This is a genomic window from Chryseobacterium sp. (assembly GCF_008014695.1).
In the GTDB taxonomy this organism is placed as follows: Bacteria; Bacteroidota; Bacteroidia; order Flavobacteriales; family Weeksellaceae; genus Kaistella.
In genome coordinates, this window is sequence record NZ_VOXE01000003.1 from 13,926 (window position 1) to 28,293 (window position 14,368).

A 14,368-nucleotide genomic window follows, 5' to 3' on the forward strand; every position below is an offset into this window, starting at 1 on the left:
AAATGATTTCTTCGGATGCTGAATTTGTAGAGAGTCTCATCCCACAAAAGAAACCTTTTGTGATGGTGGATGAACTGCTGTCTTTTTCCGAAGCTCATTTAACCTCAGCGTTAATGGTGAATGAAGAAAATCTTCTCGTTGAAAACGGTTATTTTCAGGCCTCGGGAATCCTCGAACATCAGGCGCAGAGTGTTGCACTGCATTCGGGATACGCTGGATTTTTAATGAAACAGGCGCCCGTTGAAGGCTATATCGGTTCGGTGAAACATTTTGAAGTCATTTTTTTACCTATAGTCGGTGAAAAACTGATTTCCGACGTGGAAATACTGAGCAGTGTCTCCGGAATTTCAATGGTGAAGGTCACCACAAAAACAAACGGGGAAATCATGGCTACCGGCGAAATCATGACCGTGCTGAAATCATAGGGATCAAAAAAATGTGACCGGAAATCTCCGGTCTTTCAATAAACAGATATGAAAAAACAGGATCTTCCGCAGGACGAAAGTACGCTGAAAAAAGCCAATATGACGGAAGTGGTGTATGTAACTGACGAAAACGATCAATATACCACAGCGAACAGCACCGGCTGGGAAGCCAAGAAACTCGCGCTGGAAGAATCCCTGGAACTCATTCAGGAAAAGGTTGATCAGGCGAAGAAAGATGTTGCGGCGGGAACGGCAAGCCCTATTCTTTACTTTATGGAAAAAAACAAGATGGATGTCGGCGTGCTTTCCGCGTACGTCGGAATCTGGAGCTTTTTTGTAAAAAGACATCTGAAACCCACGGGTTTTAAGAAACTGAGCGCCAAAACGCTCGAAAAATACGCAAAGGCATTTGAGATCGATGCAGAGGAATTAAAAAATTTTGACGGAAACTCATGAAAGTAGATTTTGAACATCATCAAACCGCCCACTGCGAAAACGGCGTTGCCTCCAATCTCCTCCGGAATAAAGGCCTCCACCTCAGCGAACCGATGGTTTTCGGGATCGGCTCCGGACTTTTTTTTGTGTACCTGCCATTCCTGAAGATCAATTTTGCGCCCGGTTTCAGTTACCGTCCGATGCCTGGAACCATTTTTACAAAAGCAGCAAAACGCCTCGGCATCAAAATAAAGAGAGAGAAATTCTCGAACCCAAAGGAAGCACAGCTCGCGCTGGAAAGAAATCTCGCAAACAACATCCCCACCGGACTTCAGGTTGGGGTTTTTAACCTGACTTATTTTCCGGAAGAATATAAATTCCACTTCAATGCGCATAATCTCGTGGTGTACGGAAAACACGAAGGCCGTTTTCTGATCAGCGATCCGGTCATGGATTTCACGACCACGCTTTCTGAGGCGGAGCTGGAAAAAGTCCGTTATGCTAAAGGCGCGCTCGCCCCGAAAGGCCATATGTACTACCCAGTGTTCGTTCCTGAAAAACTTGAACTCGAGGACGCCATTAAAAAAGGAATCCGCGAAACCTGCAGCAAAATGCTCGCACCTGTTCCGCTGATTGGCGTAAATGCCATCCGTTGGGTAGCCAGAAGCATTCCAAAGTGGGCCACGAAAAAAGGAACGAAGACCACGAACCATTACCTTGGTCAGCTCATCAGGATGCAGGAAGAGATCGGGACCGGCGGCGGCGGTTTCCGCTTTATTTACGGTGCTTTCCTTCAGGAAGCTGCTGATGTTCTTCAGAATGAAAAACTGCGGGAACTCTCGAAAGAAATCACGATGATCGGTGACCTGTGGCGGGATTTTGCGGTAGATATTGCGCGCGTTTATAAAAACCGCAGCACGAAAACCAATGTGTATGATGACCTCTCCAAATCAATGCTACATATTGCAGATCTGGAGGAAGCCTTTTACAAAAAACTTAAAAAAGCGATTTAATGGAGAAGCCTGTTATTGAAATCAGCCAGCTCTATAAGAAATACAAAACCGCAGATGATTTCTCAGTGAACAATATTTCTCTGGAGATCGCCGAAAACGAGATCTTCGGCATCCTTGGACCCAACGGCGCCGGAAAAACCACGCTGATCTCCATGCTTTGCGGTCTCATCAAGCCCACCTCCGGAACGTATAAGATCAGCGGACTCTCACCGAAAATCGACCGAGTCGCCATTCAGAAACAGATCGGAATTGTGCCACAGGAGTATGCGCTTTATCCGACACTGACGGCAAAAGAAAACCTCATGTTCCTCGGCAGTTTATACGGCCTGAAGCACAACGATCTCCGAAAGAAAATTGCCGATGCGCTTGAAAAAGTGGGACTTACGAACTTTGCCGGTAAAGAAATTGGTCATTTTTCCGGCGGAATGAAGAGAAGATGCAACCTCATCTCCGGAATCCTGCACAACCCGAAAGTCCTTTTCCTGGATGAACCTACGGTTGGCGTTGATGTGCAGTCAAGAAACGTCATCATAGAATACCTGCAGGAACTCAACAGAAAAGGTACAACTATCATCTATACGTCGCACCATCTATCCGAAGCCGAAGATTTCTGCACACGGATCGCAATCATTGACCAGGGAAGGATTTTCGCCATCGGCAGCCCGAAAGAACTCATTGCGCAAACCGAAAACGCCAAAAACCTGGAGGATGTTTTCATTGCTTTAACCGGAAAAGAACTTCGTGATGCTGTATAAACTCTGGCGCGCTATCTGGAAGGAAATGCTCCTGCTGAAGCGGGACATCGGCGGCATCGTCATCATTTTTCTCATGCCCCTGATTCTGATCGTAACCATCACGCTTATTCAGGATTCATCCTTCAAAACACTGGAAGGCACGAAACTGCCCATGGTTTTGGTGGATAATGACAAAGGCGAAGTTTCCAAAACCATCATTGAAGAACTCCAGCACGGCAACACCTTCGAAATCATTACCGGAAAACATGACGAAGCTGCGGCCCGGGAAGCGGTTTTCAACGGCGAATATCAGCTGGCTGTAGTCATTCCAAAAGACCTGTCGAAGGATCTGAATACCGGAATTTCCCAAAAAGTGCAGACGATTGTAAGTTCCCTTGGTGCTGGAACTGATGACAGCACTTCCGTTACCGCACCTGCCACTGCGGCAAAGGAAATCCATCTCTATTTTGATCCGGCCACCAATCCCGGATTCAAAAGCGGCATCATCAATACCGTAGACAAGATGGTTTTCAAGATCGAAAACAAAAAGATTTACAAAGCATTTCAGGAAGAACTGGGCACCGGCGAAGAACTCGACAATACCAAAAACTTCATCACGTTCAAGGAAATGGTTCCGAAAAAGGCAGACAAAGAAATTTTACCAAACTCGGTGCAGCACAATGTTCCGGCATGGGCGCTTTTTGCCATTTTCTTTATTGTCGTTCCGCTCTCCATCAATCTCGTGAAAGAAAAGAATCAGGGAACGATCATCCGCTTAAATACCAGTCCGACACCGTATTTCATTCACGTATTCGGCAAAACGGTGACGTATCTGATGATCTGCCTTGTGCAGTTCCTGCTCATGGTGGCAGTCGGGATTTATCTGTTTCCGTTCTTTCATTTACCTGTTTTCGAAATCGACGGAAAACTGCTTCCGATGCTCTTCGTAACCTTCTTTGCCGGACTTGCCGCCATCGGTTTCGGGGTATTGCTCGGAACTTTAGCCGACACGCAGGAACAGTCGGCGCCGTTTGGAGCCACGTCGGTGGTTATTCTTGCAGCGATCGGCGGCATCTGGGTTCCAGTATTTATGATGCCCGAATTCATGCAGACGATCTCGAAATTCTCCCCGATGAACTGGGGACTGAACGCCTATTACGATATTATCCTGAGAAACGCTTCCATTTCCGGAGTGCTGGAATGGTGTGTGTATCTTTTCCTGTTTTATCTGGCCACGGTATTGATCGCTTTAGTTTATGAAAACCGAAAACATGCTTCCTGATAAAGATTTAAAGATTAAAGAAACCTTAAGGGTGCGTTTCAACGAAACGGATCCGTTGGGAATTGTGTGGCACGGCCATTATATCACCTATTTTGAAGAAGGTCGTGAGGCTTTCGGCCGCAAATGGGGACTTTCTTACCTTGATGTTCAGAAACAGGGCTTTGCCACTCCGATTGTGAAAAGCATGTGCGAACATTTCCTGCCGCTGAAATACGGCGATACCTTTACGATTGAAACGACCTTTATCCCATCCGACTCCGCAAAACTCATTTTCAGATACCGCCTTTTTAACGAGGCGGAGCAGCTCGTGTGCAGTGGCGAGACCGTGCAGGTATTTCTGGATTCCGACGGCAATCTTTCTTTCTATAATCCGCCTTTCTTTCAGGAATGGAAAAACACGATGGGCTTATGAAGCCCGCTTCTGCCTATATCACCGAATACAATATCATGACGCCTTTGGGTTTCGAGGTGGAATCGAATTTCAATGCTTTATTGAAAGGCGAATCTGGTATTAAATCCCATTCTTTTTTCGGCGGGCGGGAGAATTTCTTCGCTTCGGTCATCGATGACCGTTTGCTGAATGAAAAATTTGAAGCAGGATTCGGAGAGAAAGATTTTACACGGTTGGAGAAAATGCTGCTTCTCGCACTGAAGCCTTTGATGGAGAAACAGCAGGTCTCCGAAGATACTTTACTCATCCTGTCGACAACGAAAGGAAATATCACGGCTTTAAAAGATCAGAAAACGCCGCCTGAAAGTGCTTATCTGGCACAGCTGGCACAGAAAATCGCAGATTTTTACGGCTTCAGAACGAAACCCATTGTGGTTTCCAATGCCTGTGTCTCCGGAGTGCTGGCGGTTTCAGTCGCCAAAAACCTCCTGAAATCCGGCTTGGCCAAAGACGCTTTCGTGATTGCAGGAGATGAGGTCTCGGAATTCGTGATTTCCGGCTTCAACTCGTTCCAGGCCATGAGCGGTGAACCCTGCAGACCTTACGACGCCAACCGCACCGGAATTTCCCTTGGCGAAGCCGCAGCTGCGGTGTATATCACCACTGACCTTTCCGGAAAAGAAGAGTTTAAGTTTGAAATCGCCGGCGACGCGGCGATGAATGACGCGAATCATATTTCTGGCCCTTCGCGGACCGGGGAAGGGCTTTTCAAAAGTGTACAGAAAGCCATGGCAGAAGCGGAAGTGAATCCGGAAAATCTCAGTTTTATTTCCGCGCACGGTACCGCGACGCCATACAATGATGAAATGGAAGCCATCGCATTTTCAAGAATGAATCTGCAGGAAGTTCCGCTCAACAGTATGAAAGGGTATTACGGACACTGCCTCGGTGCGTCGGGACTGCTCGAAACGGTGATCTCCATGGAATGTGCAAGGCAGGGAATTTTGCTGCCTTCCAAAAACTTCGAAACATCAGGCATTTCGAAGGACATCAACATTATCAGAGAAAACACACCTGCAGAGATCACCACGATTTTGAAAACTGCGTCCGGATTCGGAGGCTGCAACGCCGCTTTGGTTTTAAAAAAAGGAAATCTATGAAGAAGACGAATACCTGCATCATCGAAAATTCGCGCATCACGAAAGACGGTATTCTTCTTTTTGAATCACCTTCAGCAGATTTCCAGGCTTTTGCAAAGGCTGCCTATCAGCATTTTGACCTTAACTATCCGAAATTCCATAAAATGGATGCGCTGAGCAAACTGGCGCTCCTGGCCTCGGAAGTAATACTTAAAGATGAAACCTCGAAAGACATCGCCCTCGTTTTTGCGAACCGCTCCTCGAGTCTGGATACCGACCTGAAATATGAGGAAAGCATCAGTTCGCCCGACAATTTCTTCCCGAGCCCTGCGGTTTTTGTCTATACTTTGCCGAATATCTGCATGGGTGAGGTTGCGATCCGTCACGGCCTGCAGACTGAAAACGCTTTTTTTGTCCTCGATGAATTCAGTGAAGATTTCCTGAACCGTTACAGCGAACAGCTTATTCTTTCCGGTAAAGCCGAAAAAGTGCTCTGCGGCTGGACGGAGCTTTTAGGGGAGGAATATAAGGCGGAATTGTGGACGATTGAGAGTGATTAATATATCCCGCTTAACTTACCTGTAAAGCGTGAGTTCGAGAAAATTATTCGTTTTCTTGAGTTTTTCCCGAAGCATCTGCTCCCTGCCTCTGATGATCTCGGCCTGAGAAAGCTGCTTTCCGCTGGCATCGGTAACGCTCAATAGTACAGCATCGGAACCGGAAAACATCTGACGGAGTTTCTTCGCAGGATCTCGGAGATATTCATTCCAAAGCTGGCGGAACTTCTCTTCGGTAATCGGAATTCCCTTTTCCTGATCTTCGTTTTCGGATGCTGCGGCCGTACTGCGTTTACTGCTTCCCGCAAAGCGAAATACATGGTCACCTTTCTCATCCCCTACCTCCAAAATCAGACCCGGAAGACTAGAAAATTTGTAAGGCCCGTCCTGGATCTGAATTTCATCGGTAAACCAGCCGGTCCATTTTCTGCCGCCAAACTCCGTAGTGGCCTTTTGAGCTTTGAATCCTCCAATATTTTTGGTTTCAGGCAGGATATTCCACTGCATCTTACGCTGTTCGGCGATCGTGAACGGCTCACCTCCCACCGAAGTGTGCAGTATTGTTTCGAAACCGGGATATTTCTTGGTAACCCTGGATCCGATTTTGGAAGTGTTCCTCATTTTGGAAAGGTCGATATGCGTAGACATCGTAGCGGCAGACTTTTTGAGTTCGGCTGCAACCAGTGAATCGTACACGAATTTCTGGTAACTGTAGAAATGGGAGCCGTCTTTACCGATATCAAGCACCATCATTTCCTTTTCAGCATTGCCGCGGTCGGTGGAATCGAGCTTAAAGGTATATTCGTACAGGATCCTTTGGCTCTGGGAATAGGACATCACCGAAAATAGCGTGAGCACGAGTATAAGAGGTATTTTTTTCATAGCCAGATTTTTATTATTCAGATGAATTATCACGAATTAAAGATGCCACACAGTATTTTTTAAGGTTTTACATTTGAACAAATCTTCACACCCCCAATGCCTCCATCGTGAATGGTTATTGTCTCACCTGAGGAAAAATCCGGAGCCAGTGCCGACAAAGTTTGCTGAGCGCAGGATTGTGTATAGCATTTATTTGACAGTGTTTGACCTGCTGGACACTTCCAGTGATCAAACCATCCCTCTGAAGAAACCAAGCCATATTTTGAGCGTTCAGCAGTCGCAATTTCTCTGAAATTTTGAAAATTTAAATAGGTTCCGTCATGATACACCTCAAATATAATCATCCCAATTTCAGGGTTACTCTTTATTTTTTTCTGTACATCCTCTAACAATTTCAGGAGGATAGATGAAATCTCTGCCCCCTTCGTGCTTTTATTTGCCGAGGTAATGGGCACGGAAAAATTACTGTCTAATTTAAGTTGTGAAGCAAATGAATCAAATGTTTCTTTGTTCAGTCTGATGTCACCTTCGTCCGCGGGTTTATCCTGAGTACAGGAAATGAAAAACATTCCCAGAAGAATCAAAATTAATTTTTTCATTGGTCAGTATTTAGCGTTTAGGTACATTGTAATTTTTCTAAGCTAAAGTTAGCAAATAATTTAATGGTTTGGAATAGTAGGATTCATGTGCAAAGTAGTGGAAGCAGTGGAGTATTCAAAGTCAAGAGAAGGCTAAATGTTGGCTGAACTGAAGGATCAAGTCGGAAGGAATGAGGAGTTCGCAAAGGCTACCAAGTTGTTTTATTCCACATCAGGTAAAAGTCCTGTTGTATAACCACTTAATTTCCCATATTCTTCTATCGATTTCATCTTCTTCTTTTCAGTAAATTTTCCAGTCCGTGGATTAAAAAATGTAAACGTCAAATTTATAAATTACGTCTTGTCTTTCCTCCAGCTACCGCGCGAATCTTTTGCATGGTCTGTAATTTTGAATGTGCTTAATTTCCTTTGCATCTTTTATAATCTGTAATTAATTCTTTCTTATCATACCATACTTTGTATTTGTCAGGAACCAAAGAATTTATTAGACCAATTATTTTTCCAACATCCTCCTGATAAAAATTGCTCAGGTGAACCGTTTTCCCTGTTCCATTCTTCTTAAAAGTAACTGTCACTTGAGAACCATCCGCTATGCAGTCGTTGGAATAATATTCTTTTAGAGAATCAAGATTGATGATGCTAATTTGTTGCAATATATCTGATGGTTGTAATGGGCGTGAAAAAAGAACTGAATCTTTCCCACCAACTAGGTCACTTTTGAAAACTATTTTCAATTCCTTATTCGTTAGAATTGTCAGAACTGAATATGCCCTCGAATAATCACTGTCTAAAATGGTTACCTCAAAAGGTTTAATAGTAACGCTTTCAGTCTTGTTGACATCCTGTCCACTGGCCTTATTGCCAATGCAAGACAACAGGACAAACATTATTATACGAGATAAATTAATTCTTTTCATATCGCTTGGAAGTAAATTAACTAAGTAATTGCTGTGGCTATTTGAAGCCCGCGGGGACTTGAGAAGTGGATTCATTTAAGTGAAATCACCTCTGAACTAAATCTTCGGTACATAAATATTCTATCAAACTTAGTTTGAATCTCACTTGTAATATTTACTGCACTTATATAACTGTAAAAGTCTAACCCTTCTGCTATTAGTAACCAATACTTATCACACTTTGTGTAATTTTCCAAGGCTTTATTCTTTTTAGTTAGAATGGCACCTAAGTCTTCATCTGTGAACTCGGGAACTACTCCAAAGTTTGATTCAAAATGAGCGGACTTATTAAGATCATGGTACCTTGTGATATTAATAGTTGAAATCCCCTTAGGCAAATTGCGATATCCATTTGCAAGAATAGATTCTTGAACTTCAATACTTAGATCGTTCAAATCAAAATCCAAGTTTTCAATGCTTTTAGACTCATATGGTGCTAGAGTACTAAACTCTTTAGTACAAATTTCTAACAATTTATTAATCGTCGATTTCCTTTGACTTTTTCTTAAAGAATATTCTTTATCTAACTCAATATCCAACAGAAATTTAAAAGCTATTTTATCATTAAGATGTTGTATTACTTCATTATTAAAGTTGATCATGAACTCGCTATATTGCTTTAAATTTTGATTGTAAATGCATTCAGTAATTTCGATCCCTATGATTTGGCCATTTGAAGATGTGAAAATAACATCTGGTTTGTCACTAAATTTAGCGATTCCGGTAGGCATGTTTATATATTTTTCCTGAAATTTCTTGAAAATATATTGTTCATAACATCTTGTCATAAATATCACCGAATAGTTAAATTGAGCAAAACAAATTGCACATACCCTTGTGGTACATTGCACATACCTTCAAATATAGCAAATATAATAACTTAACTAACAAAGGTTATTTTATGAACATTGGAACTTATATAAAACCGAAATTTTATTCTGCCATAATATCCTGACCTTCAGGTTCTCAACCTTTGCTCAAAAGCACGGTTTGCATATAGGATCCATATAGGATCTCCGGATCTGTAATACATTTTATTTTACGTCAAAATGTCATAAACCCGTGCTTCAACCCGATCTTTCAAACGGAGGCGAAACAGCAACGGAATGGAAGACTCCAAAACCCAAACCCCGGATCATCCTGTCAGCGATTGGCAAAGCTTTTGTATATTTGCTTTGTCTTAAACGATAAAAAACACACACGATAATGGACAGTCTGAAAGAAGAATTGAAGCATAAAATCATCGAAGTACTGAACCTGGAAGACGTTTCCCCGGAAAGCGTCAACACTTCAGATCCCCTTTTTGGAGGCGGTCTCGGCCTCGACTCCATCGATGCGCTCGAACTCATCGTCCTCCTCGACAAGGAATACGGCATCAAGCTGGCCGATCCTAAAAAAGGCAAGGAAATCTTCGAATCCATCGATACCATGGCAGCCTTCATCGAAGCTAACCGAACAAAATAATTCATGAATCAGAAAGTGGCCGTCACTGGAATGGGCGTGATTTCTTCCATAGGACTCAATACGGAGGAGAATTACCGGTCCCTGCTTTCGGGCAGGCACGGAATTTCCGACATTGACCTGCTGGAAACCCGCCACAAAGGGGAAATCAAAGTCGGTGAGATCAAAGTCACCAACGAAGCGTTTATTCAAAGGCTTGGTCTTCCCGCTGATAACAATTACACCCGCACCACTTTCCTGGCGATTACCGCTGTGAAGGAGGCTTTGGCCAGTGCCGGTATTACAGACCTCAACGAAATCCCTACCGGGCTTATTTCCTCGACAAGTGTAGGAGGAATGGATATGACTGAAAAGTATTTCTTCGATTATGAAAATCATCCGGAGAAACAGAAATACATTTCTTCGCACGACGCTGGTTATTCCACCATGTGCATTGCAGATTATTTCGGGCTGAAAGGCTTGGTTTCCACAATTAGTACGGCCTGTTCCTCGGCCGCAAACGCGATTATGATGGGCGCAAAACTCATCCAGAGCGGAACGCTGGACCGCGTGATCGTCGGAGGTGCCGATTCGCTATCGAAGTTTACGCTGAACGGTTTCAAAACCCTTATGATCCTCACCGATTCCTACAATACACCCTTTGATCACAACCGAAAAGGCCTGAACCTGGGTGAAGCGGCCGGTTTCCTCGTATTGGAATCCGAAGCATCGGTGCAGAAAAGCGGAAAAAAAGTACTCGGTTACCTCTCAGGTTTCGGAAATGCCAACGATGCGCACCATCAGACGGCTTCTTCGGAAAACGGAGAAGGCGCCTATCTCGCGATGGAGAAGGCGCTTAAAAAGTCAGGACTCAATAAAACAGACATCGATTATATCAACGTTCACGGCACTGCCACTCCGAACAATGACCTTTCAGAAGGAAAGGCCATGATCAGGATCTTCGGGGAAGACGGTGTCCCGGATTTCAGTTCCACGAAAGCATTCACGGGTCACACGCTCGCTGCGGCAGCCGGCATTGAAGCGGTCTATTCGCTTCTCGCGCTTCAGCACAATATTATTTTCCCGAACCTGAACTTTACGACTAAGATGGAGGAATTTAACCTGATTCCCACGACTGCTCTCCTTAAGAAGGACATCAACCACGTCCTGTCGAACTCGTTTGGGTTCGGCGGCAACTGTTCCACCTTAATATTTTCGAAATCATGAGACCCGTTTACATCAACAGTGCTTCATGCATCTCGTCCCAAAACACACTGAATGATTCCTTTTTCGTAGAACTGAAAGCCAATGGTGAAGAGGATTTCATTCCTGCAGAAGAACCAGCCTATAAGGAATACATTCCTGCAGGTCAGCTCAGAAGAATGTCGACGGTCGTGAAAATGAGTTCAGTGGCTGCGCAGAAAGCCCTAACCGAAGCACATATTGAAGATCCTGATGCCATTATTGTCGGAACGGGAATGGGCTGCACGGAGGATTCGGAGAAATTCCTGAAGAATGTGGTACAGAACCATGAAGAATTCCTGACACCGACGCATTTTATCCAGAGCACGCACAACACCGTTGCGGGACAGATCGCCTTGGCGATACAGTGTCACGCCTATAACTTTACTTACGTGAACACTTCTTCTTCACTGGAATTTTCTCTGCTTGATGCGAAACTGCAGCTGGAGCATGAAGACGCGGAGAATATCCTCGTTGGCGTGGCCGATGAAGCTGCTGAAAGAACACTGGAACTCTACCGGATGAACGGCGTCATTAAAAAAGAAGAAGACCTGCCCACTGATTATCTGCATTCCGGATCCGCCGGTGTGATTTGGGGTGAGGGCGCTTCATTCTTTGTTGTAAGCACAGAACAGACCGGGAATTCCTATTCGCGACTGAGAGACATCAAAATTCAGAACACCGTTGAAATAGATGAAATACAGAGTTTTATCGGCAGTTTTATCCAAAAGAACGGACTTCAGCATACCAATATCGATGCCGTAATTCTCGGATTCAGCGGAGACCTGGATTCGGACCGTTATTATCACGAAATGCTCCCACAGTTTGCCGAATCAGCACAACTGTACTTCAAACATCTGAGCGGGGAATTCAATACCTCGAGCGGATTTTCCTTTTTTATGGCGAATCATATCCTCAAAAATCAGCAGATTCCGGAGGTCATGAAAATCAATACTGTTGAAAAGAAAGAAATCAATAATATTCTTATTTACAATCAAATGTCAGGGAAAGACCACAGCCTGGTTCTGCTCCAGAAGGTGTAAAAATTAGCAACATTCCACATAAAAAAGCGTCGGTAATTTATACCGACGCTTTTTGTATTATTTCTTCTGAATGAAAGTTTAGAATTCCATGCTTACTTCCAGTTTTTCAGCCAGAATACCGGATATTTTCGCCTTTAAAGGTTCGATATCAATATTCTGCATCGCGTCATTCGCAAAAGCATAAAGCAGCAAAGCCTGTGCTTCTTTTTTGGAAATTCCTCGTGCACGGAGGTAAAAGAGTGCATCGTCATTCAACTGACCCACTGTACAGCCGTGAGAACATTTTACATCATCTGCAAAGATCTCGAGCTGAGGTTTGGTATCGATCGTAGCGCCTTCATTGAGCAGGATGTTGTTGTTCTGCTGATAGGCATTGGTCTTCTGAGCGATTTTATCCACAAAAATCTTCCCGTTGAAGATTCCGTGGGATTTGTCTTTATAAACGCCTTTGTAGTTCTGGTACGATTCGCAGTTCGGGGTTTTATGATGAACGGCCGTGTGATGATCTACGGTCTGTTCCTTTCCGATAATCGTAATCCCATTCATATAAGAATTGATATTCTCGCCGTTGTGGATGAAATCAAGGTTGTTACGAACCAGTTTCCCACCGAAAGAGAATGTATTGACCGTTGTAAGGCTGTCGCGTTCCTGCTTGGCGAAAGTATGATCCATGAGATAAGACGTGTCGCTGTCGTTCTGCAGCTTATGCCAGTCGGCTTTTGCATTTCGGGCGGTGAAGATTTCCGTCACCGAGTTTGTGAAGACGTACGATTCATCGAAATTGTGGTGGCTTTCAATGATTTCCACTTTCGACCCTTCTTCTGCAATTAAGAGATTACGGGTGTTGTAGAATGTATTCTCTTCCTGATTCTGGGAGATGTAAAAAACGTGGATCGGCTTTTCGATCACGATGTTCTTCGGAACTTTCAGGAAAAACCCGTGTCTGCAGTAGGCGGTATTCAGGTTCGTGAAGGCCAGATCTGCAGAAATGGTATTGAAATACGTATCAAAAACCTCTTTGTGATTGGGATCGTTCAGCGCGTAGTTAAAGGAAAGGAATTCAACGTTCTCGATCGAAATCTTTGAAAGTTCCTTGTGCAGGCGTCCGTTGATAAAAACAATCCAGTCGAAATTCTCTTCACCCAGATGAAGGGTATCAATCTGCTCTTTTGTAATGTTGTGGTGCTCTGTCGGGAAAAAATTATAATCCTTTTCGGTAATTTCCTTCAGATTGGTGTATTTGTATTCTTCGTCTTTTTTAGTCGGGATTCCCTGTTCAAAGAACTTCTGAAGCGATGAAATCCGTTTCTGATCCAGAAAGCGGTGATGCAGGGTCTCCAAAAAAGCGGAGTGGTGATGCTGTATATTTTCTAGTAATGCCATATTTTAATGTTTGGTGCGGTTTGAGCAGACCTGAAGTGCTTCTGATGTATATAACGTTCAGAATACTGCGTCTTCAGGCGTTTCAAACTAGTTCAAAAGCCAGTCGTACCCTTTTTCTTCGAGTTCCAGCGCAAGACTTTTGTCTCCGGTACGGATGATTTTTCCGTCGGCCAAAACGTGAACGAAATCAGGCTCAATATAATCGAGAAGTCTTTGGTAATGCGTGATAAGTAAAACGGCATTTCCTTCGTTTCGGAAAGAGTTCACGCCGTCGGCTACAATTCTGAGGGCATCGATATCCAAACCGGAATCGGTTTCATCAAGGATGGCCAGTTTCGGATTCAGCATCATCATCTGAAAGATTTCATTTCTCTTTTTTTCACCTCCGGAAAAACCTTCGTTGAGGGAGCGGGAAAGAAAATCTTTTTTGATTCCGAGTTTTTCTGAATTTTCGCGGATGAGCGCCATCATTTCACGCGCAGGCATGTCTTCCAGACCGTTGGCCTGTCTTGTAGCATTCAGAGCAGCTTTGATGAAGTTTGTTACGGAGACTCCCGGAATTTCTACCGGATACTGAAACGAAAGAAAAATCCCTTTGTGGGCTCTTTCTTCCGGAGCATCTTCCTGAATGTCCTGACCCTGGTAAAGAATTTCACCAGCGGTAACCACATATTCTTCTTTTCCGGCAATGACGGATGAAAGCGTGGATTTTCCGGCACCGTTCGGTCCCATGATCGCGTGAACCTCGCCCGGATTGATCTGTAAGTTGATTCCCTTTAGAATTTCTGCACCGTCTTCAATTCCGGCGTGTAAGTTATTTATTTTCAGCATGCTGTTGTGAATAAGG

Annotated in this window: 17 protein-coding genes; 11 read left to right on the forward strand and 6 right to left on the reverse strand. The window is 44.0% G+C overall.

The window, feature by feature from the left end; all coding sequences use genetic code 11:
- The first annotated feature begins 2 nt into the window (after positions 1–2).
- The 8 genes from FUA25_RS07795 to FUA25_RS07830 are packed head-to-tail and all read left to right on the forward strand — an operon-like array spanning position 3 to position 5,979.
- Positions 3–425, forward strand: a complete 423-nt coding sequence (locus FUA25_RS07795) for a hypothetical protein (RefSeq protein WP_228411674.1) — start codon at positions 3–5, stop codon at positions 423–425.
- A gap of 48 nt (positions 426–473) precedes the next feature.
- Positions 474–881 carry a hypothetical protein gene (locus FUA25_RS07800; RefSeq protein WP_147756358.1) on the forward strand — a complete coding sequence of 136 codons (408 nt, stop codon included), beginning with the start codon at positions 474–476 and terminating at the stop codon, positions 879–881.
- Positions 878–1,873, forward strand: coding sequence for a BtrH N-terminal domain-containing protein (locus FUA25_RS07805; protein ID WP_147756359.1), 996 nt, complete (start codon positions 878–880; stop codon positions 1,871–1,873). The genes FUA25_RS07800 and FUA25_RS07805 overlap by 4 nt, the downstream gene beginning before the upstream one ends.
- Entirely contained in the window at positions 1,873–2,628 is a 756-nt protein-coding gene (locus tag FUA25_RS07810; protein ID WP_147756360.1) for an ABC transporter ATP-binding protein, read from the forward strand. The genes FUA25_RS07805 and FUA25_RS07810 overlap by 1 nt, the downstream gene beginning before the upstream one ends.
- Positions 2,618–3,889 carry an ABC transporter permease gene (locus tag FUA25_RS07815; RefSeq protein ID WP_185146679.1) on the forward strand — a complete coding sequence of 424 codons (1,272 nt, stop codon included), beginning with the start codon at positions 2,618–2,620 and terminating at the stop codon, positions 3,887–3,889. Before FUA25_RS07810 ends, FUA25_RS07815 begins: the two co-directional genes overlap by 11 nt.
- The gene (locus FUA25_RS07820) at positions 3,864–4,301 is read left to right on the forward strand and encodes an acyl-CoA thioesterase (RefSeq protein WP_228411675.1); all 438 of its coding nucleotides are present in this window, start codon (positions 3,864–3,866) and stop codon (positions 4,299–4,301) included. The genes FUA25_RS07815 and FUA25_RS07820 overlap by 26 nt, the downstream gene beginning before the upstream one ends.
- A complete protein-coding gene (locus FUA25_RS07825; RefSeq protein ID WP_228411676.1) occupies positions 4,277–5,440 on the forward strand; it encodes a beta-ketoacyl synthase N-terminal-like domain-containing protein in 1,164 nt (387 codons plus the stop codon). The genes FUA25_RS07820 and FUA25_RS07825 overlap by 25 nt, the downstream gene beginning before the upstream one ends.
- Entirely contained in the window at positions 5,437–5,979 is a 543-nt protein-coding gene (locus tag FUA25_RS07830) for a 3-oxoacyl-ACP synthase (RefSeq protein ID WP_147756362.1), read from the forward strand. The genes FUA25_RS07825 and FUA25_RS07830 overlap by 4 nt, the downstream gene beginning before the upstream one ends.
- Positions 5,980–5,994: 15 nt before the next feature.
- Here FUA25_RS07830 and FUA25_RS07835 read toward each other — a convergent pair whose 3' ends face one another.
- The 4 genes from FUA25_RS07835 to FUA25_RS07850 all read right to left on the reverse strand — a co-directional run bounded on the left by FUA25_RS07835 (position 5,995) and on the right by FUA25_RS07850 (position 9,144).
- Positions 5,995–6,858 (reverse strand): GLPGLI family protein, encoded by an 864-nt coding sequence (locus FUA25_RS07835; RefSeq protein WP_147756363.1) that lies wholly within the window; start codon positions 6,856–6,858, stop codon positions 5,995–5,997.
- A gap of 59 nt (positions 6,859–6,917) precedes the next feature.
- Positions 6,918–7,457, reverse strand: coding sequence for a hypothetical protein (locus FUA25_RS07840; protein WP_147756364.1), 540 nt, complete (start codon positions 7,455–7,457; stop codon positions 6,918–6,920).
- A 398-nt stretch (positions 7,458–7,855) separates the two neighbouring features.
- Positions 7,856–8,374 carry a hypothetical protein gene (locus FUA25_RS07845; protein WP_147756365.1) on the reverse strand — a complete coding sequence of 173 codons (519 nt, stop codon included), beginning with the start codon at positions 8,372–8,374 and terminating at the stop codon, positions 7,856–7,858.
- 71 nt (positions 8,375–8,445) lie between these two features.
- Complete coding sequence (locus tag FUA25_RS07850; protein ID WP_147756366.1) at positions 8,446–9,144, reverse strand: hypothetical protein; 699 nt, start codon at positions 9,142–9,144, stop codon at positions 8,446–8,448.
- A gap of 475 nt (positions 9,145–9,619) precedes the next feature.
- On the opposite strand from FUA25_RS07850, the gene FUA25_RS07855 reads away from it, so the two are divergent.
- From FUA25_RS07855 to FUA25_RS07865, 3 genes are read left to right on the forward strand one after another with little or no spacing between them, the layout of a single operon-like run.
- Positions 9,620–9,877, forward strand: a complete 258-nt coding sequence (locus FUA25_RS07855; protein ID WP_147756367.1) for a phosphopantetheine-binding protein — start codon at positions 9,620–9,622, stop codon at positions 9,875–9,877.
- 3 nt (positions 9,878–9,880) lie between these two features.
- The gene (locus FUA25_RS07860; RefSeq protein ID WP_147756368.1) at positions 9,881–11,080 is read left to right on the forward strand and encodes a beta-ketoacyl-[acyl-carrier-protein] synthase family protein; all 1,200 of its coding nucleotides are present in this window, start codon (positions 9,881–9,883) and stop codon (positions 11,078–11,080) included.
- Positions 11,077–12,138, forward strand: coding sequence for a beta-ketoacyl synthase chain length factor (locus FUA25_RS07865; protein WP_147756369.1), 1,062 nt, complete (start codon positions 11,077–11,079; stop codon positions 12,136–12,138). The genes FUA25_RS07860 and FUA25_RS07865 overlap by 4 nt, the downstream gene beginning before the upstream one ends.
- Positions 12,139–12,216: 78 nt before the next feature.
- On the opposite strand, the gene sufD is transcribed toward FUA25_RS07865, so the two are convergent.
- Positions 12,217–13,521 (reverse strand): Fe-S cluster assembly protein SufD, encoded by a 1,305-nt coding sequence (gene sufD / locus FUA25_RS07870; protein ID WP_147756370.1) that lies wholly within the window; start codon positions 13,519–13,521, stop codon positions 12,217–12,219.
- 87 nt (positions 13,522–13,608) lie between these two features.
- Positions 13,609–14,352, reverse strand: a complete 744-nt coding sequence (gene sufC, locus FUA25_RS07875; RefSeq protein ID WP_147756371.1) for a Fe-S cluster assembly ATPase SufC — start codon at positions 14,350–14,352, stop codon at positions 13,609–13,611.
- Positions 14,353–14,368: the final 16 nt, after the last annotated feature.